Source organism: Alkalibacter mobilis (genome assembly GCF_015594845.1).
GTDB lineage: Bacteria > Bacillota > Clostridia > Eubacteriales > Alkalibacteraceae > Alkalibacter > Alkalibacter mobilis.
On sequence record NZ_JADNRK010000032.1, the window covers coordinates 1 to 18,374 of the forward strand.

Below are 18,374 nucleotides of genomic sequence, written 5' to 3' on the forward strand. Positions count from 1 at the left end.
TACACCTTTAGGTGCATAATCTTATTATACAGTTGGTGGCTCTCACCATGGAACAGGTGGCTCAATTCCGTGAACAGACTTGCTCTATTCTATGGAAAAGCTGGCTCTATCCCATGGTTATATACAACCATGGGATCCATTTGGTTTCCATAGTCACTGAATAATACTTTTTGATCTATTTTTTAAAATTATTCTTCGTTAGATTTTATAGTTGTAAAAGGGTATTTCAGCGATTACAGCATCATGGGTTTTGATTGCTACATGATCACCCGGCTTCACTATATCTTTTTCAGCTAAAATGTATCCTACGCACTTTTCCAAAACGTAACTGTAATTAAACTTAGAAACGCGACCTACCTCTTTTCCATTTAATAAAACCGGAGCTCCCGGTCCTCCTAAATCCTTGCCTATTATATGGACGTCCGACTCTTCCATAGTGAATCCTACCATTTCCCTAGTGGGTCCACTTAGTTTGATTTCTAAAAGCGCTTCCTTCCCTATGAAGTTTTTTTCCCAATCTATTCCATGATTTAAGCCTACTTCGAATGGATTTGTATGCATCAAGTCTCTCATATAGTAAAATCCAGCCTCTGTTGGCAAAGTCCATGCCATAATTTGAATTTCAGTTATCTCCACAGCGCCAAATGGTTCTCCTTTAGATCTGATCTTTTTTTCCATCTCATCTGCTTTTTCTACTGGTATATAAATTTCAAAACCAAATTTTTCACCTGTAAAACCAGCACGACTTATCTTAACTGGAATTCCATCAATTAAATTGTCATTAATACTTAGTAATTGCTCATGCGACACATCATTGTCCGCCAATGCGTTTATCAAATCCTTAGATTGAGGTCCTTGAACTGCATACATATGATATTTGGGGGTAATATTTTCAAATTCAACATTAAAATCACCCTTGTGAAAACTTAACCATGATTGCAGCTTGGTTAAAAACAACGTGGAAACCCAGAATTTTTGATCTTCAATACGAAAAACAATGACGTCGTCAATTATTTCTGCCTGCTCATTTAGCATGGTGGTATATCTACCGTTACCGACTTTTAAATTGGATATGGACTTTGGGTATATCAAATCCAAAAATTTGTCTGCATCATTTCCTTTTACTTCAAGTAATTGATGGGTCCACAAATACCAACCTACAGTCTTTCTGACAGCCATGTGTTCCCTGCGCTTCATGTCGTCGTATTTATAAACGTTTTTAAACATTATCCATAGTCTCCTTTCACTCAAAATACTAAATTATCAACTGAATTTGTCGATTCTTTTTGCAATCTTTATACGAAGTTTCTCTCCCGGTGTATTATCTACTTCTTCCCAGAGCGCCCACTGGGCGTTTACTAAAGTTTTTGTCATTCCATACCAAGTAGAAATATATGCATTCACCATTTTTGGCATATTATTTGCCAAGGCATTTCGATCTATTACGTAGATAACTTCTTCCTTATTAAACGACTCGATTTCATATGAGATCCTGAGACATTTCAAAATCATCTCGATATGAGCACCCATCAGTCTACCATCATTCATGTCTTTTGGTGCTCCCAACCAATCTCTCAATCCTTCTTTAGCGTAAAATTCTCCAAAGGCAGCTTTACCAGATGCTTCACAAACACATTTAATAACGTGATCAACAAACTTTTCTTCAAGCTTGCCCTTTTTGATCAGATCATAAATAACCGGAAGTATATATGTAGATCCATTTGACATCGTCACTATCGGGTAAACATTTGAAGCAGCATTTTGTTCTGTACATAAACCACTAATATATTTGTAATCACATTCTTCTCGGAATACCATTGGCTCTTTTAAGATGTCTTCTTCAGGTGTAAATTTAATTTGATCCCCTGTGGCGACAGGTCCGATCCTCTTCCATATTTCCGTTTCAGGCATAGGATACTTTTTACGACACTCTGCCACGATACGGCAGTGAAGTTCTCCATTCCCTTTTGCCTCCACCATGTGATATTCAAGGTGAGGACCAGGTCGCAAATATTCAGCCTCAACATCTGCCACACCTTGTAGAGATAAAACTGTAGCACGACATAGTTCTGTTCCAATTATATCCCAATCACACCGATCCAATTCTTTTTCTACACGATATGATCCAAAATCATTGACTCTACCGCACATCAAGAGTCCCTCGTCACCGTTATCTCCGTTTAATCCTCCCACAAAGTTGCCTCTGCAAAACGGATGAATATTTAGCATATCCATTGAATATGGAGCTATTCCGCTACGAAATGCCTGGGTAAGTCTTTCGTATGCATTTTTACACATTGCCGTGGTTCTTTCAACGTAATCAGGTACAAGAATTCGTAAAGCCTGCATCAAAGCTGCTCCTATCACAGCACCATATCTTGACGCATAATTTGCAGCATCGTGCAGTGAAATTAACTTATCCCAAGGTGTTTTTACTGATGCATGATTAGGAAGTGCTCCTTCTCCAATGTCTCTTGGAAGCCTTTCGTCAATTTTTCCACTCATCTTTTTTCTCCTTTCAAAATCATCTCAATATGTTCCTCCGCATAACATATAAAACTTATCATATTCATTGAACACCTCCCAACTGAACAACTCCAAATTCATTTTCGATTTACAACGCCACAATTACATCTCATCTTTTTATAATTTTTATATATATTACCACTTTCTTATAATTTACCCTTTTTAAACTTTTGTAACACTGCGTGACAAAAATTTATCGAATTTAATTAGTTTTTAAGTGTCATTTTGTGTTTTTACAATAAAAAGGAACGATCATTACCCATCGTCCCTTAACTTATACCAATTTATTATATTTCCTGACATATTGGGCAATAATATATGCTTCCTCCCATATATGGTTCTTTCAAAATTTCTCCACCGCATACTGCACACCCCTCGTGCGCATGCAGCCTGCTCATTCGTGTCAAATATCCTCCATGTTGTCCGAATATATCTTCTTCAGTATCTCTTCCTCCAAGCATGGCCATTAGTTTTAAGAGTTCCTTGATTTTGCAAAACAATCTGTCCTTTTCTTCCTTTTCTAGAGTCCCTACTTTTCGTTTAGGATGCAACTTTGAACTCCACAATATATCCTGAAGCACACCATTTCCAAAACCAGGAATTCTTTGTTCAGTCGCTAAAAATGCTTTTAAACTGATCTTTTGTACTCTATCAGTTTCAATCAGTTTACTGAAGTATTTTTCATTGAATTCAGGACAAAGTGGAGACGGTTTCTTCAAGGCAGAACTTCTATAATCATTTTCAAAAGTCCCTTCTTCAAAACACCATAATCCACCATACATCTGTATAGAAGCACTTAAAGACAAGCCATCAGAAAACTCAAGAAGCATTTGATGTTTTTGAGGCAATTTGGATCCTTTTTCGTGCATTCTGAGTTTTACACCGTCTGAAAATACCAAACGAACCGACTGAGATTTCAATTCGACCATTCCACCATAGAAAACTGCATCATCAAAATATTTTCCGATGAGTAAATGACTATAATTTCCCACTTCTCCTGTGTAAAAAGCAAACTTATGAGGAGTACTATTCATTTTTACCGACAAGATTTTTCTATCACAAATAGAATCCTTTAATTCTCCTGCTATAACGCAAGCTTCAGGTATTTCAATCATGATAACACCTCCCAGTCAATTTATATCCATCTCACCGACTTGTAAACTTTAGCTATATTTCTATCTGCTAACTCAAACACAATCTATTGAAATTTTCTTAAATTGAATATCATTGAATTTGTTGGGTAGATCTATGTTATCAAATAGAAGGGGACTATGATGAAAATTTATGTCAAATTTTTTGGCATGATTTTAACATCGCCAATTATTATGATGATTTTTATGTATTTGAATACTTATGAGATTGAACATGCATGATTTAGTGAAACGAAAATGTATATGGCTTTAATGATGGGAGCAACAATGTCAATATTAATGCTGGTATTTATGCTACATATGTCAAAGAATAGTCGACTTAATATAGGAATCTTAATAGCAAATGTCATAATCTTTGGACTTTCTTTATTTCTAATTCGAAGACAAGTTATAATTGACGATGTCTCATATATGAAAGCGATGATACCGCATCATTCTGTTGCTATTTTAACCAGTGAACGTGCCAATATCTTTGAAAAACGGGTTAGAGAACTTACTGATGATATAATAGAAGCTCAGAAAAATGAACTTGAAAAAGTGAAAAAATTAATTGAAGAACTGGAAAAAGAGTAGAAAAAGGACGGTTCAAACAAAAAGAACCGTCCCTTATGTTTTTTGTTAGTACATCAAGCTCATGACGAAGGCGAAAAGTTGATCTTCAACTTTATTCAAGGGTTCTTTGACTATATCTTCGTCTTCCGGCTTGTAGCCCTCTACAGGAGCATCATCCCAATATTTTAATAATTCGCTGTTTAGTTTCATCGTTACCCTCCCCTTATTTATAGACTCCATATTCATGAACAAATTCGCTTACTGCTATCAAATTTTCCGGTTTGGCATCATCCAAGGTAAGTATGGATTTATCCATGCAGAACAAATATCCTCCCCCTGGAGCAGCTTTGTCAATTATTTCCTTGGCTTTGTCTATACATTGCTGTTTGGTATTTAATCTAAGCATAGTTATAGGGTAATTGCCCATTATGCATACATTCTTTCCGATTTTCTCTTTTACAACGCCCATATCGTCCTCTTCAAAATAAGCGATGACACCTTTCGGCATTTCCTGCAAATAATCGTAATATCTTTCCCAGTTTTTCTCGAAAAATATCTGAAGAGTATAACCATCAGCTATAAACATATCAACCATCTTCTTGAAGGTTGGCCAATACAGTTTTTCAAAATCCTTTGTCCTCATATATGAAGGCATGTGGAGCGGTATGAACAATGAAGGTATGGTACCGGGAGTCGGATTCAAAATTTTCCCCAATTTATACATCAACGGCAAAGTGGCTTCAGCTGCTGCCTGTAATCTTGCCGGATCTCTTCTGATATCCATTGAAACTCCGGTAAATCCCCTTAAAAGATCGGCAACAAAATCAAATGGTGCTTCAATGGCACCTCTTCGTATATTAATTATCCCGTGTTTTTTTCCGATTTCTGCAAGACCGCCCAAATATTCAGCTTTGGACTGATTATCCGCAATCATGGCTCTTAAAAGATTTAGTCCTCCTTCGATTCCTCCAACAGCCAGCTTTGGGTAAAGTCTGGGCATTACAGTTTCGACTATGCACTTAAACGGATCTTTTATGTATTGATCATATTCTTCCGCAAGCAATCCGGTTACCTCAGGATGCTGAACAAAATTATCTGATTCTCTTGGTACAAATGCTTTTGATCCATTTGTCTTGTAAACCAAAGGAAATCTTGGCATATTCCCTCCCGCATCACAATATATGTCGGTGTACATCTTGTCAGTTGCCTTAACTATTGTTGCCGGATCCCATTGTGCTTTTTTTAGATCGTAACCAGCATATTGAATTGCATATGAAGGCTCTGCCTTGCTGACTACAGGGACCCTTTCAGGCTGTTCACACATTATCGCTTTTTTTAGCATTTCGGTTCTTTGCTCTGCTGATAATTTCATCATAATCCTCCTAAATCAAATTTGTATGATCCTTAATTCAATTATAGTGAAACCGTTTTACTTTGTAAATATATTTCTGATTATCATCTTGTAAAATCAGTTTAATTTGTATATAATTCAATTTAAACAATGCCATAAATTGATTATAAATCATATTAATCAACATTTTCAATAGTGTTTGATGATGGCAAATTTTTATGATAACATATGTTTGATAAGGATCGAAAAGAGGAATCTCAATGGAAAACAAAAAAACAAGCAAAAAAGATATTATATACAGGAATGCAAAAATTTTACTATATGAAGAAGGTTACGCAAACTGCACTATAAAAAAAATAGCCGACAAAAGCAACGTTCCCGTTAGCCTGGTTCATTACTATTTTAAGAAAAAAGAGGAAATAATCAGGTCTATTTATCATGATTTTCTGAATGACATAGAATTTTTTCTTTATAGAAACAAACCTGAAATTTTTTCTAATTCCATATTATCTCATGCTGTAACTTCAAGAATATACTATCACATAATTTTAACAAATCCCAATAATAGAAGGGTTTACCTTGAAGTGATGAAACACGGCTCAAATTATAGAATTTTAAACAAATATACTACAAAAACTTATTATAAATACGTTGAAGACAATAACGTGATTATCTCCAAAGAATTATTTGATGCGTACGTTTTAATGGATTTTGGAGCTAGAAGAGAATTTTTACTGCAATATTTTGACGGTAACATCAACCTTTCAATTCATGATATTGTTTCGACTTTAAATGGGTTAATACCAAGAATGCTCAAACTGAATCAACACTTTATCGACAGCATGTTCATGGATTCCATTTCAATATACAATTCTCTGGATTACAGCGATCTCAAATTCTTGATTTGAATTTCGACAGAAGATTTTGATCTTCTGTTTTTTTAATTCTAAATTTTCATACATCTTTACTTTAATAAGTTTTGACAACTTATCGTTCGTTAAAATCCGAACATCTTGACTCTATATCGTTGAATCATTCATGTTTTCATGATAAAATAATTTATTATACTATCTCGATTTTGAAAGGATATAACAATGAATACTAATCCCCTATCCAATAAAGTTGGAATTATCGGTGGTGGTCAATTGGGTAAAATGATGATTAATGCCGCCAGTACCCTTGGTATCCATACAACTGTTCTGGATCCCAGTTCCGAATGCCCTGCATGCTATCTCTCCACTGATTTTATAAAGGCGGGATTTCATGACAGTAAGGCTCTTGAAGATTTGGCATCAAAAACCGATATTTTAACTTGTGAATTTGAACATATTTCAACAGATTCTCTGGCATCACTAGAAAATTCCGGATACACTGTGTATCCAAAGGCAGAAAGCTTGAGAATTATACAAAACAAATACGAACAAAAAGTTTTTTTGAAAGACAACGATATCCCTCTGGGTCCTTTTTCAAAAATTGAAAATATGAACGATATGATGATTGCAGGCGATACCTATGGTTACCCGTTTATGTTGAAAAGTGCTACGGGGGCTTATGACGGCAAAGGCAATTTCCTTGTTGAATCAGAATCCAGTTTGCTGGAAGCATATCGATCTCTGGGTGGAGACAATAATTTTCTATATGCGGAAAAATTTGTGAATTTTAAAAAAGAAATATCAGTTCTCACCTGTAGATCAACGAATGGCGAAATCAAGGTTTATCCGATATGCGAAAACATACATAAAGACAGTATATTGTACGAAACTTCAGTTCCGGCCAATATAACCGAAGACCAAAGCAAAGAAGCCGCAAAACTAGGAATGCGTATCTGTGAATTGTTTGACGGTGCAGGTATTCTCTGCGTGGAAATGTTTGTCGACGAGTTCGGCAATGTTTTGATCAACGAAGTAGCCCCGAGACCCCATAATTCAGGTCACTATACCATTGAAGCATGTGTTACCTCACAGTTTGAAAATCACATTAGAGCAATCTTGGGACTACCTCTTGGAAGTACAAAGTTGTTGACTCCAGTCGTTATGAGAAATCTTTTGGGCAGTGATAATCACTCTGGAAAACCTTTGATCCTGGGGATCGAGGATGCGCTTAAAATCGAAGGATTGAGCCTTCACATTTATGGGAAATCAGAGACAAAACCTTTCAGAAAAATGGGTCATTATACAGTAGTATCCAATTCATTGTCAGATGCTAGAAAGAATGCCGATAAAGCAGAATCTTTCTTAAAAATAGTCTCACAAAATCAATAGAATGGAGTGATTTAATGAAACCTTTGGTAGGAATAATAATGGGAAGCGATTCGGATCTTAATGTTATGGAAGAAGCCGCTTCCGTACTGAAAGAGTTTGGCATATCATTTGAGATGACGATAGTATCAGCTCATAGAACTCCCACTCGAATGTATGAATATGCCGATAGTGCCCGAAATCGTGGCTTGAAAGTAATCATTGCCGGTGCAGGCGGTGCTGCTCATTTGCCTGGAATGGTTGCAGCCATAACTGATCTCCCTGTTATAGGAGTGCCTGTAAAAAGCAGAAGCATGGACGGGATAGATTCATTATACTCCATAGTACAAATGCCCCCGGGAGTTCCTGTTGCCACTGTAGCGATAAACGGATCAAAAAATGCTGGCATACTTGCTGCGCAGATCTTATCTATTTCAGACTCTAAACTAGCTGAAAAAATCAAAAATTACAAAAGAGACATGGAGTCTACAGTGCTTAAAAAAGCAGCCAAACTTGAAAATTCTAATAATTAATTGCCAAGCCGATGTTTATTCGGCTTTTTTTATAGCCTGTACTAACCTTAGCAGCTTGTCATAACATCGTTACAGATTAAATTTTGTGTTATAATTGATTTAAATTAATATTTGGAGGTTCATATGAATAGAAATAGCTTATATACTACTTTGATATTATTTTTATTAATCATGCTAACTATAACAGGATGTTCCAAAAATGAAAATCCCTGGGAAACATTTGATGATTTCAGAAATTATTGGGAAGATAAAAATTACGAAAAAATGTACTCTTTACTTTCTGAAGATGATAAATCAACAATTTCCAAGGATGATTTTATAAAGACTTATAAATCATTTTATGAAAGCTTGGGCGCTGCTGAAATATCCGTAAAAACCCAATCCTCCAGCCAAGATTTTGAGGATTTGGAAAATGATGCGATTCTTCCATTTACGGCTGCATTTACAATACCGGAGGGCGACGTTGAATTTACTTCCAGCTTTAAGGCAGTTAAATCAGATGATACCGGCGAATGGTCAATCGACTGGGATTACGATTTGATATGGCCTGATTTCACTCCAGGTGACAATCTCAAAAGGACTTACCAGAAACCTGTCCGTGGAGAAATCTACGATATCAACGGCAAAGCTTTGGCACAAAATGGATACGTTCTACAGATTGGGCTCGTCCCCGGAAGGCTTGGTGACATGCGCTCTCAAATAATTTCAGAAATTTCGAGTGCATTTGGCATATCTGAAAAATATATAAACGACAGGCTATCGTTATCATGGGTAGGAGACGAAACGTTTGTTGACTTGATAAAAGTATCGAGGGATTATTTGCCTGTAATCAAAGAAATCAACTCAAAGAATAATGGCGCTACTTACAGGGAAATATTGGATAGAGTTTATCCATACAAAGAATCTGCAGGGCACTTAACGGGGTATCTTGCTTATCCGACCTCCGATGAGATCACAACTCTTTCATCCGTAGGTTTTGACGAAAATGACAAAATTGGTAGAACCGGACTTGAGAAGGTCCTTGATGAAAAACTCCGTGGCATCCCGGGCTTCAAGCTTTCACTTAGGGATAATTCGGGAAATGACAAGATAGTGCTTATCGAGTCCCCAAAAGTTGACGGTGAAAATTTTACATTGAATATCGACGCAGAGATCCAAAAAAAATTATATTCTCAGTTTAATGAAGAAAGCGGCGTAGCTTCGGTGATGAATTATGAAACAGGCGAAATAATTGCTCTTGTTAGTGCTCCGTCGTATGATCCAAACAAATTCATACTCGGCATGTCATCTACCGAATATTCGGAGTTGGAGAAGGATACCGATAAACCACTTGTTAATAGATTTACGTCTACATACTCTCCGGGTTCTATATTCAAACCAATAACTGCTTCAATTGCCTTGAATGAAGAAATAGTCGACTCAAATTATTCTATTGAAATAATTGGCAAGCAGTGGCAAAAGGACTCTTCATGGGGCGGCTATTATGTAACAAGAGTCAATGAAATAAACGGAGAGATAAATTTGGAAAAAGCAATGATCTATTCGGACAACATATTTTTTGCAAATTTGGCTCTCGAAATTGGTGAAAGTACACTTTTAGATAAGGCTTCAGATTTTGGAATTGGAGCAAGTCTTGCTGTTGATATGAATTTTAAAGATTCTCAAGTTGCAAACAATGACAGTATCAGTGACGAGCTGTTATTGGCAGACAGCGGTTATGGTCAAGGCGAGGTAATGGTAAATGTGTTGAACATGCCCAAGGCTTACTCTGCATTTGTTAACAACGGCAAAACAGTAGAACCAATGATCGTTCACACGGAAGGATCTCCAACATATCACGATGCAATTACTTCTGACACTGCTTCTACAATTCTAGACTTACTGGAAAAAACTGTGACCCTCCCCTACGGTACAGGTCATGGTGCTTATCTTCCTAATAAGAAAATCGCCGGAAAAACCGGTACTGCTGAAATTACCAATAGCACAAACTCAAGTACAAAAGATGAACTCGGATGGTTTGTAGCAATCGATCAGAGCAGTACTACACCATATATTACTACAATGATGTTGGAAAACGTACAAGGACGCGGCGGCAGCTCATTAACTGTTACTAAAGTAAAAGCATTCATATCATCTTATTGATACCATAGGTTTTTAAATTATTATTAATTAGATGTTCAAAACTCTTGTTTTATGTCAGTTTTTAGTTTATCATGAATATTTAGTCTCATTTTGATATTTGGAGGTTTTAAATTGAAAGTAATGATCGTGGGAGCCGGAAAACTGGGAGTTAGATTGGCCGGAATTATGAACCATGAAAATATGGATGTTACATTGGTTGACGAAAATCAATTGGTAATTGATAATGTTAATGAACATCTGGACGTCATGACAGTTGTCGCTAGCGGAATAAATGTCTCCACACTCAAAGATCTAAACATAGAAAAGTTTGATATTTTAGTTGCCTCAACTGAAAGTGATTCAACAAATTCCATAATTTGCACCTTTGCAAAAAAGCTTGGTTGCAAGCAAACCATCGCAAGAATTCGCGATCCTGAATACATGGAGCAGCTCGATTTTGTAAGGGACGAATTGGGGATCGATTTGATAATCAATCCCGATTTGGCAACGGCAAACACGATTGCCAAGTATCTTTTAAAAAATGTTGTCTTTTACTCCGGAGAATTTGCCAGCGGCAAAGTAAAGATGATAGATTTTTGTGTTGGTAATTTACACAATTTTGTCGGCAAGAAGCTCTCTGAAATACAAGGGCTCGATAATCTTTTAATAACAGCTGTCTCCAGACAGGGTAATTTGATAATTCCCAACGGTTTCACTGTCATAGAACCAGATGACGTTATTTACGTTTTGGGTGTTAGTGAACATATCGAGAAATTAAGCAAATTATACAAACTTAGAGGAACCGAAAAAAGAGTAGAAAATGCTTTAATACTCGGTGGGGGCAATGTAGGATATTATCTAGCCAAGGAATTGGCCAAATCCAAAGTAAGAGTTACCATTATTGAGCAAAACATAAAAAAGGTCAAGCGCCTGGCTGAATCATTAGATCATGTACTGGTCATAGACGGAGATGGAACAGATATCACTCTTCTTGAAGAAGAAAATATTCAAAACATGGATGCTTTTGTCGGGGTCACGGGCTTCGATGAGCAAAATCTTCTAATGGCTTTGATGGCAAAACAATTTGGAGTGAACAAAACAATTGCCAAGGTAAGTCGACAAAATTATACAAAAATCATTGACAAACTGGATATTGATGTAGCGATCAACCCTGTGAATATTACTGCCAGCAACATATTAAAATTTGTAAGAGGCGGGAAAGTTGCATCGGTTTCGTTACTATTGGGCGGCAATGGCGAAGTAACTGAAATAATTGCTACTGCTGATATGCCTTATATTGATAAGCCTATTTACAAGTTAAATTTACCGAAAGGTTTAATAATTGGAGCGATAATTCATGACGGCGAAGTTGTTATACCAAACGGAAACTCTATAATACGGGCTAATGACAGAATAGTGGTCTTTACCCTTTCTGAGGATATCGAAAGTCTTAAATCACTGTTTAAACGCGGCAAAGGAGGACTATTTAGTGAACTATGGAATCGTAGCAAAAATCCTGGGTTCGATACTGATAATTGATTCCTTTTTGATGCTGCCGGCTTTCTTGATTGCAGCAGCATTGAACGAAAATGCCAAAACCTCATTTTTAATCACAATAACAGTTACATTGATTTTAGGTTTTTTCTTGTCAAAAATCAATGTTGCAAATAAGGAAATTCGCGCAAAAGAGGGCCTTGCAATAGTAACTTTTGGTTGGGTTGCAATCTCTATCATAGGAGCATTTCCTCTCTTTTTATCAGGGAGTTTGCCTACTTTCGCAGATGCCATTTTTGAAACAATATCTGGATTCACCACGACTGGTGCTTCGGTTATCAGAGATGTGGAAATCCTTGAAAAAAGCATACAATTCTGGCGTTCATTTACGCACTGGATAGGTGGAATGGGGATACTTGTATTTACCGTAGCACTTCTTCCTGCATTGGGTATGGGGAGTTTTCATCTTTTTAAAGCTGAAAGTCCTGGCCCTGTTGCAGGAAAACTGGCTCCAAAAATAAAAGATACCGCCAGAGCGCTTTACATTTCGTATATTTCTCTTACACTGTTGGAAATAGTTTTTTTACTTTTGGGTGGAATGAGTTTATTCGATGCTTCAGTTTATACTTTTGGAACAGTGGGAACTGGCGGCTTCGGCGTTTACAATAGCAGCGTGTCAGAATTCAATTCCTATATACATTTTGTAATTGGGATTTTCATGGTACTTTCCGGTATAAATTTTTCGTTGCACTTTTTCTTGTATACAAGAAGATTCAAGGACATTTTTTATGACAACGAGCTCCGTTTATATATAAAGTTCATAGTTGGCTCGGTGTTATTTATAACGTTGAATTTATTTCTTACTAAATATGGAAATTTGTTCGTTTCTTTTAGAGATTCATTTTTTCAAGTGAGTTCGATAATGACTACAACAGGTTATTCAACTGCTGATTTCGATCTTTGGCCTACTTTCAGCAAAATCATACTTTTTGTATTGATGTTCATAGGTGGTAGCGCAGGATCTACTGCCGGTGGTATGAAAGTAATTCGTGTGTTAGTGCTTTTAAAGCTTATCAAGCGTGAAATATCGAAGATATTTCACCCTAGAGCTTATTCCCCTGTAAAAATAGGTAAGAAAGCCATCTCAAACGATATAGTGGCAAGGGTCAACAGCTTCCTTGCTCTTCACGTCATAGTGTTTATAGTTGGTACCCTTCTTATATCTCTTGAAGGCATAGACTTAGTCAGCTCTTTTTCATCAGTAGCCGCCACATTGAATAATATAGGCCCAGGATTTGGTCTGGTAGGGCCTACTAAAAACTTTGCAGATTTTTCAATACCGGCTAAATTGTTGTTTTCATTCTTAATGCTGTTGGGACGTCTTGAATTGTTTACAGTTTTGGCATTGATCGTCCCTAGTAGATGGACTGCTGAAAGTTAATGAAATTGTTTAAGGCACGTCAGTTAAACTGACGTGCCTTTGAATTTATAGTTTAGTTTGCATTCATAAATCTACTTAAAAATGTTTGTAATCTTTCAGTTTTAGGATTATTAAGCAATTCTTTCGGTGGCCCTTGCTCCAGTATAATTCCTTCATCAAAGAAAACCACTCTATCCGCAATATCCATGGCAAAATCCATCTCATGGGTTATTAAAAGCATACCCATCTTACCTTCTTTTGCAATATCTTTTATTACATCAAGTACCTCTCCAACCAACTCAGGATCCAAAGCTGACGTTGGCTCATCAAATATCATGATCTTTGGTCTCATTACCAGTGCACGAGCTATCGCTACTCTCTGTTTCTGACCACCTGACAACTGAGCAGGATAAGTGTCGACCTTGTCTATCAATCCAACTTTGTCAAGCATCTCTTGCGCGTCTTTTTTTGCATCTTCCTTTTTCATCCCCAATACACTAATTGGGGCCTCCATAACATTTTCAAGGACTGTCATATGTGGAAATAAATGAAAATGCTGGAATACCATGCCTATGTTTCCTCTAACTTCGTGAAGATGTTTTTCGCTTGCTCTTTGCAATTTCCCATTTACTTCTTCATGCCATAAAAGTTTACCGTCAACTTCAATAGTTCCCTTGGTAGGTTCTTCCAAGGTCATAAGCAACCTGGCTAAAGTAGTTTTCCCTGATCCACTTGGTCCTATCAAAGCAACTTTTTCACCTTCATGTATTCCCAAATTTATTCCTTTCAAGACTTCCAAATCACCATATGATTTATGTATATCGTTGTATTTAACCAAAATATTTTCTTTCATGTAAATGTTCCTTTCCTTTATCTTCTATTAAGTTTTTTATCCAATCTCTGAATCAATAATGAAGACGGATAACTCAACAGTAGAAACAGCAATCCGACAATGGAGAATGCCTCCAAATATCTAAATGATCTGGATCCAATGATTTTCGCAGTTTGTAGTATTTCTACCAGCGTGATTGCAGACAATAAGGGTGTTTCCTTAAACATTGTCAATAAATAATTCCCCAAAACCGGTACTACAGGCGGTACCGCCTGAGGTATTATGATCTTTGTCCAGATCTGAGTTTTAGAGAAATTTAAAGCGGTCCCAACTTCCCACTGGCCCTGTGGCACTGCATCTATACCGCTCCTGTAAACTTCAGACAGATACGTACTGTAATGCAATCCAAGACCGACCACACCTGCTGCGAAGGGACTTAAAGACAACCCAAATTCAGGAAATACATAAAAGATAAAATACAACTGAACAAGTATGGGGGTATTTCTAATAAACTCTATAAATCCTTGAGCAGCTTTTGATATTATCACCTTGTCTGATCTTCTTAAAAGTGTCAATATCAAGCCAAGAACCAAAGCCACCGCAAATCCTGCAAATGTAGCACTTATAGTTATTTTTAGAGCCGATACTATTTCAGGAAGGATTTCCAATGCAAATGACCAATCCCACATATCAATACCTCCCTACTGTCAATTTCTTTTCTATCCACTCTATACCCCTGGTCATAGGCCAGGCAATAAGGAAATAGATAAGCAAAAGAATCGTAAATATTTTTGTAGTTTCCATTGTAGATGCATTTATAACATTGGCTCTGTACGTCAAATCTCCAAGTGTAATAAGGGAAACCAACGCTGTCCCCTTTAATATTTCAATCTGCAAATTACCAAAACCCGGCAACATCATTACAAATGCCTGTGGCAATATTATTCTCCACATCCTTTGTCTCGGCGTAAAGTTTAAGGCTATGGATGCTTCAGTTTGTCCTACGGGAACAGATATTATAGAACTTCTGACAATTTCCGAACCGTAGGCTCCGCCGTTTAACCCAAGTGCTATTATTCCAGCCATCATAGCCGTCATTCTGATTCCAATTATCGGTAATGCAAAATATATCCAAAATAACTGAACCAATAAAGATGTTCCCCGGATTACCTCAACGTAAATAGTTGAGATAGCTCGAATAAATTTAATCTTGGATAATCGGCCAAAACCAACAACAAAAGACAAAACAAATGCCAATGCTATGGCAAAGAAAGCAACCGTCAAGGTAACTCTCAATCCTTTTAAAAGCGCAAAAAGCAGTTCAATCGTGCTCATGCGTTATTCACTTCCTTTCCCGATACCAACCTACTTGATCAAATCTTCAACAGTTACATCACCGGGTAATTCCGCTTCAGTAAATCCAAATGGTTCAATGATTTCCAAAAGTTCACCGGATTCCTGTAGTTTTGCCAGTTCAGCATTAAATGCGTCCACAAAATCCTGGTCTTCTTTTCTGAAAGCCGTTGCTCCGTATCCGACTACACTTTCACCGTCAATAACAGGTTGAGTGAACTCCATCACTCTTTCTATTTCTGTATCGTTGGCAGTGTCTAATGTTGCTTGCAAAGACGGACCTGTGGCAGTTATAACATCAGCTCGTCCAGATTGAAGTGCCGACAAAGCAGATGGCATATCCGGCACCGTTACGATCCTATCTTCAGGAACACCGGATTTTACTAAGTAGTCATACTCGATAGCGCCACCGGGAACCGCAACTTTGGCCGTTTCGTGATTGGCGATATCCTCATAACTTGTTATACCCAAAGGATTTCCTTTTTTGACTGCTATTGCTTCTCCTACAGAGTACTCAGGATTAGCAAAACTTACCTCTTGCGCTCTTTCGGGTGTGATAAACATTCCTGCCGTTATCATGTCAAATCTCTTTGCATTTAGTCCTGGTATAAGTGAACCAAATTCTGTCAACTCACCATTAAGTTCCTCGATACCCAAGTTTTTAAGGACTGCTCGTGCTACTTCAACAGCTTCACCTGTCAAAACCCCGTCAGTTGTTTCATATGCATATGGTTTTTCATTTGCAAAACCGATCGTCACTGACCCTTCACTTTGCGCTCTCTCTAAGGTAGTTTGATCGCTTGATCCACCACAACCACTGACTGCAAAAACCAACGACATTAAAATTCCTGCGATAATAATCTTATTTCTTGTTTTTTTCTTCATCTAATTATCCTCCTTATTTTGGTAACTCAGCAAATATCTTTCTCCCATAAAAGATGATAATAAACTACGAAAAAATACAGTTTAATAATCAGAAAATAAAAAAGAGCTGTATTCAATGTAATTTATATACATTAAATATAGCCCAAAAAGAATTCTTTTAAACACCTGCGTACAAATGGGTTTTCAAAAAAACAAACCACTATCAAAAGTATTATTGTCACATGCGCTTACGAGGTTAGCTGACGGATTCGGACTTATGACTGCCCTACGCAAAATTGCGATTCACCCCTTACGGCAAATAATTGCCAACTTGGTTCCCCCGTTTTCCTTTTGGGAAATTAAGCAAATAATTACTGAGTCAATTACCAATACATTTTATCATGTATAATTATATTTGTCAAATATTTTCCATTTAATCAAGATTAATCAATTCAACTAATCTTCATTACTTTAATAAAAGATGCACCTTTTAATAACCTGTGATCGAGAGGCACATCTTTTATAAAGATTGTAATTACTTGAGTAAATCTTCTACAGTTACATCTCCGGGCAATTCGGACTTACCAAATCCAAATGGCTTAATGATTTCCAATAATTCACCAGATTCTTTGATTTTTTCAAGTTCGACATTAAATGCATCTACAAAATCCTGGTCTTCTTTTCTAAATGCTGCTGCTCCGTAACCTGCAGCACTTTTACCATCAATGATCGGCTGTTCAAAATCCGAAACTCTCTCTAAATCAGAATCGTTTGCTGAATCAAGTGCGGCCTGTACCGTGGGGCTGGTAGCATTCCATACATCAGCTCTTCCAGTTCTAAGTGCCGACAAAGCTGATGCCACATCAGGAACATTTACTATTCTGTCTTCAGGCATCCCTGATTTAATTAAATAATCATTTTCAATGACTCCGCTTAGTATGACTACTTTTGCTGTTTCATGATTCACAATATCTTCATAACTCTTTAAATTCAACGGATTCCCTTTTTTTACCACCAACGCTTCTCCTACCGTCATATCTGGATTGGCAAAACTAACTTGTTCAGCTCTTTCCGGAGTTATATACATACCTGCAGTAATAATGTCCAGTCTTCCTGCGTTAAGCCCGGGAATTAGCGATCCAAATTCAGTTAAAACTCCTTTCATTTCATCAATTCCCATATTCTTTAATACGGCTCGTGCAACCTCTACCGCTTGCCCTGTCAAAACTCCATTCGAGTCTTCATAAGCATAAGGATCTTCATTATGAAAACCTACAGTCACATATCCGTCTCTTTTGGCTTTTTCCAGTGTGGTAAGTTCTTCGGAACCTCCGCAACCGCTGATTGCTAATATTAAAGCAAATAGGATCCCAGCAATCAAAATTTTTCTTCCAGTTTTTTTCTTCATTTTATCATCCTCCAGTTTTTATGTAACCCAGCAAAAATTTTGTATCCCTAAAGATGATATAAATTTCAGAATTCCACTTCGTGATAAATTGACAAATAAAAAAGAGCTATATTCTCTGAGTGCAAACACAGAAAATAAAGCCCAAAAGAATTCTTTAAACACTTGCGTACAAATTGATTTTCAAAAAAAACAATATCAAAATATTATTGTCACATGCGCTTACGAGGTTAGCTGACGGATTCGGACTTATGACTGCCCTACGCAAAATTGCGATTCACCCCAAGGCAAATGATTGCCAACTTGGTTCCCCCGTTTTCCTTTTGGGAAATTAAGCAAATAATTACTGAGTTAATTGCCTTATTATCTTAACATCTAGCTACTTTCATGTCAAATTTATCATTTGTCATTTGTTGTTAACTTGTGATAATGTCACCTTTAGATTCACTTGATAAAATGTCACATTCTATTAAACTGAAAATATGAAAAAAGGATGGATCACTTTGTCGCAAGAGCAGTTAAAGACCTATAAGGT

At 36.9% G+C, this 18,374-nt stretch carries 17 protein-coding genes and 2 riboswitches; of the genes, 7 read left to right on the forward strand and 10 right to left on the reverse strand.

Going from position 1 to position 18,374, the window contains the following annotated elements; genetic code table 11:
• Window positions 1-198 precede the first annotated feature (198 nt).
• The 3 genes from IWB18_RS11205 to IWB18_RS11215 all read right to left on the reverse strand — a co-directional run bounded on the left by IWB18_RS11205 (window position 199) and on the right by IWB18_RS11215 (window position 3,641).
• Window positions 199-1,227 carry an aminomethyltransferase family protein gene (locus IWB18_RS11205; protein ID WP_195683714.1) on the reverse strand — a complete coding sequence of 343 codons (1,029 nt, stop codon included), beginning with the start codon at window positions 1,225-1,227 and terminating at the stop codon, window positions 199-201.
• Window positions 1,228-1,263: 36 nt separating this feature from the next.
• Complete coding sequence (locus tag IWB18_RS11210; RefSeq protein ID WP_195683715.1) at window positions 1,264-2,505, reverse strand: hypothetical protein; 1,242 nt, start codon at window positions 2,503-2,505, stop codon at window positions 1,264-1,266.
• A gap of 308 nt (window positions 2,506-2,813) precedes the next feature.
• Window positions 2,814-3,641 carry an endonuclease VIII gene (locus IWB18_RS11215; RefSeq protein WP_195683716.1) on the reverse strand — a complete coding sequence of 276 codons (828 nt, stop codon included), beginning with the start codon at window positions 3,639-3,641 and terminating at the stop codon, window positions 2,814-2,816.
• Window positions 3,642-3,929: 288 nt separating this feature from the next.
• On the opposite strand from IWB18_RS11215, the gene IWB18_RS11220 reads away from it, so the two are divergent.
• Window positions 3,930-4,250, forward strand: coding sequence for a DUF305 domain-containing protein (locus tag IWB18_RS11220; RefSeq protein WP_207740825.1), 321 nt, complete (start codon window positions 3,930-3,932; stop codon window positions 4,248-4,250).
• Window positions 4,251-4,295: 45 nt separating this feature from the next.
• On the opposite strand, the gene IWB18_RS11225 is transcribed toward IWB18_RS11220, so the two are convergent.
• Together IWB18_RS11225 and IWB18_RS11230 are read right to left on the reverse strand one after the other, a co-directional pair.
• Window positions 4,296-4,439 (reverse strand): hypothetical protein, encoded by a 144-nt coding sequence (locus IWB18_RS11225; RefSeq protein WP_195683717.1) that lies wholly within the window; start codon window positions 4,437-4,439, stop codon window positions 4,296-4,298.
• Window positions 4,440-4,452: 13 nt separating this feature from the next.
• Window positions 4,453-5,601, reverse strand: coding sequence for a uroporphyrinogen decarboxylase family protein (locus IWB18_RS11230; protein WP_195683718.1), 1,149 nt, complete (start codon window positions 5,599-5,601; stop codon window positions 4,453-4,455).
• A gap of 239 nt (window positions 5,602-5,840) precedes the next feature.
• Between IWB18_RS11230 and IWB18_RS11235 the strand changes: the two genes are divergently transcribed.
• From IWB18_RS11235 to IWB18_RS11260, 6 genes are all read left to right on the forward strand, one after another.
• Window positions 5,841-6,488, forward strand: a complete 648-nt coding sequence (locus IWB18_RS11235) for a TetR/AcrR family transcriptional regulator (RefSeq protein ID WP_195683719.1) — start codon at window positions 5,841-5,843, stop codon at window positions 6,486-6,488.
• A 186-nt stretch (window positions 6,489-6,674) separates the two neighbouring features.
• Window positions 6,675-7,841, forward strand: coding sequence for a 5-(carboxyamino)imidazole ribonucleotide synthase (purK, locus tag IWB18_RS11240; protein ID WP_195683720.1), 1,167 nt, complete (start codon window positions 6,675-6,677; stop codon window positions 7,839-7,841).
• A 14-nt stretch (window positions 7,842-7,855) separates the two neighbouring features.
• Window positions 7,856-8,350 (forward strand): 5-(carboxyamino)imidazole ribonucleotide mutase, encoded by a 495-nt coding sequence (gene purE, locus IWB18_RS11245; protein WP_195683721.1) that lies wholly within the window; start codon window positions 7,856-7,858, stop codon window positions 8,348-8,350.
• Window positions 8,351-8,473: 123 nt separating this feature from the next.
• Window positions 8,474-10,492: a penicillin-binding transpeptidase domain-containing protein gene (locus IWB18_RS11250; RefSeq protein ID WP_195683722.1), complete on the forward strand. Its 2,019-nt coding sequence runs from the start codon at window positions 8,474-8,476 to the stop codon at window positions 10,490-10,492.
• 120 nt (window positions 10,493-10,612) lie between these two features.
• A complete protein-coding gene (gene trkA / locus IWB18_RS11255) occupies window positions 10,613-12,010 on the forward strand; it encodes a Trk system potassium transporter TrkA (RefSeq protein WP_207740827.1) in 1,398 nt (465 codons plus the stop codon).
• Entirely contained in the window at window positions 11,961-13,406 is a 1,446-nt protein-coding gene (locus IWB18_RS11260) for a TrkH family potassium uptake protein (RefSeq protein ID WP_195683724.1), read from the forward strand. The genes trkA and IWB18_RS11260 overlap by 50 nt, the downstream gene beginning before the upstream one ends.
• A gap of 52 nt (window positions 13,407-13,458) precedes the next feature.
• On the opposite strand, the gene ehuA is transcribed toward IWB18_RS11260, so the two are convergent.
• The 5 genes from ehuA to ehuB (IWB18_RS11285) form a co-directional block, all read right to left on the reverse strand.
• Window positions 13,459-14,238: an ectoine/hydroxyectoine ABC transporter ATP-binding protein EhuA gene (ehuA, locus tag IWB18_RS11265; RefSeq protein WP_207740826.1), complete on the reverse strand. Its 780-nt coding sequence runs from the start codon at window positions 14,236-14,238 to the stop codon at window positions 13,459-13,461.
• Window positions 14,239-14,255: 17 nt separating this feature from the next.
• Window positions 14,256-14,906, reverse strand: a complete 651-nt coding sequence (gene ehuD / locus IWB18_RS11270) for an ectoine/hydroxyectoine ABC transporter permease subunit EhuD (protein WP_195683725.1) — start codon at window positions 14,904-14,906, stop codon at window positions 14,256-14,258.
• 1 nt (window position 14,907) lies between these two features.
• Complete coding sequence (ehuC, locus tag IWB18_RS11275; protein WP_195683726.1) at window positions 14,908-15,552, reverse strand: ectoine/hydroxyectoine ABC transporter permease subunit EhuC; 645 nt, start codon at window positions 15,550-15,552, stop codon at window positions 14,908-14,910.
• Window positions 15,553-15,582: 30 nt separating this feature from the next.
• Entirely contained in the window at window positions 15,583-16,455 is an 873-nt protein-coding gene (ehuB, locus tag IWB18_RS11280) for an ectoine/hydroxyectoine ABC transporter substrate-binding protein EhuB (RefSeq protein WP_195683727.1), read from the reverse strand.
• A 209-nt stretch (window positions 16,456-16,664) separates the two neighbouring features.
• Window positions 16,665-16,810, reverse strand: a riboswitch (cyclic di-AMP (ydaO/yuaA leader).
• A gap of 159 nt (window positions 16,811-16,969) precedes the next feature.
• The gene (ehuB, locus tag IWB18_RS11285; protein ID WP_195683728.1) at window positions 16,970-17,842 is read right to left on the reverse strand and encodes an ectoine/hydroxyectoine ABC transporter substrate-binding protein EhuB; all 873 of its coding nucleotides are present in this window, start codon (window positions 17,840-17,842) and stop codon (window positions 16,970-16,972) included.
• A gap of 201 nt (window positions 17,843-18,043) precedes the next feature.
• Window positions 18,044-18,187: riboswitch (cyclic di-AMP (ydaO/yuaA leader) on the reverse strand.
• Between the last annotated feature and the right edge of the window lie 187 nt (window positions 18,188-18,374).

Bases quoted from the DNA above. Each gene is read 5' to 3' on its own strand.
- IWB18_RS11205 (WP_195683714.1), bottom strand. From the start codon at position 1,227: ATGTTTAAAAACGTTTATAAATACGACGACATGAAGCGCAGGGAACAC.
- IWB18_RS11210 (WP_195683715.1), bottom strand. From the start codon at position 2,505: ATGAGTGGAAAAATTGACGAAAGGCTTCCAAGAGACATTGGAGAAGGA.
- IWB18_RS11215 (WP_195683716.1), bottom strand. From the start codon at position 3,641: ATGATTGAAATACCTGAAGCTTGCGTTATAGCAGGAGAATTAAAGGAT.
- IWB18_RS11220 (WP_207740825.1), top strand. From the start codon at position 3,930: ATGATGGGAGCAACAATGTCAATATTAATGCTGGTATTTATGCTACAT.
- IWB18_RS11225 (WP_195683717.1), bottom strand. From the start codon at position 4,439: ATGAAACTAAACAGCGAATTATTAAAATATTGGGATGATGCTCCTGTA.
- IWB18_RS11230 (WP_195683718.1), bottom strand. From the start codon at position 5,601: ATGAAATTATCAGCAGAGCAAAGAACCGAAATGCTAAAAAAAGCGATA.
- IWB18_RS11235 (WP_195683719.1), top strand. From the start codon at position 5,841: ATGGAAAACAAAAAAACAAGCAAAAAAGATATTATATACAGGAATGCA.
- purK (WP_195683720.1), top strand. From the start codon at position 6,675: ATGAATACTAATCCCCTATCCAATAAAGTTGGAATTATCGGTGGTGGT.
- purE (WP_195683721.1), top strand. From the start codon at position 7,856: ATGAAACCTTTGGTAGGAATAATAATGGGAAGCGATTCGGATCTTAAT.
- IWB18_RS11250 (WP_195683722.1), top strand. From the start codon at position 8,474: ATGAATAGAAATAGCTTATATACTACTTTGATATTATTTTTATTAATC.
- trkA (WP_207740827.1), top strand. From the start codon at position 10,613: ATGATCGTGGGAGCCGGAAAACTGGGAGTTAGATTGGCCGGAATTATG.
- ehuA (WP_207740826.1), bottom strand. From the start codon at position 14,238: ATGAAAGAAAATATTTTGGTTAAATACAACGATATACATAAATCATAT.
- ehuD (WP_195683725.1), bottom strand. From the start codon at position 14,906: ATGTGGGATTGGTCATTTGCATTGGAAATCCTTCCTGAAATAGTATCG.
- ehuC (WP_195683726.1), bottom strand. From the start codon at position 15,552: ATGAGCACGATTGAACTGCTTTTTGCGCTTTTAAAAGGATTGAGAGTT.
- ehuB (WP_195683727.1), bottom strand. From the start codon at position 16,455: ATGAAGAAAAAAACAAGAAATAAGATTATTATCGCAGGAATTTTAATG.
- ehuB (WP_195683728.1), bottom strand. From the start codon at position 17,842: ATGAAGAAAAAAACTGGAAGAAAAATTTTGATTGCTGGGATCCTATTT.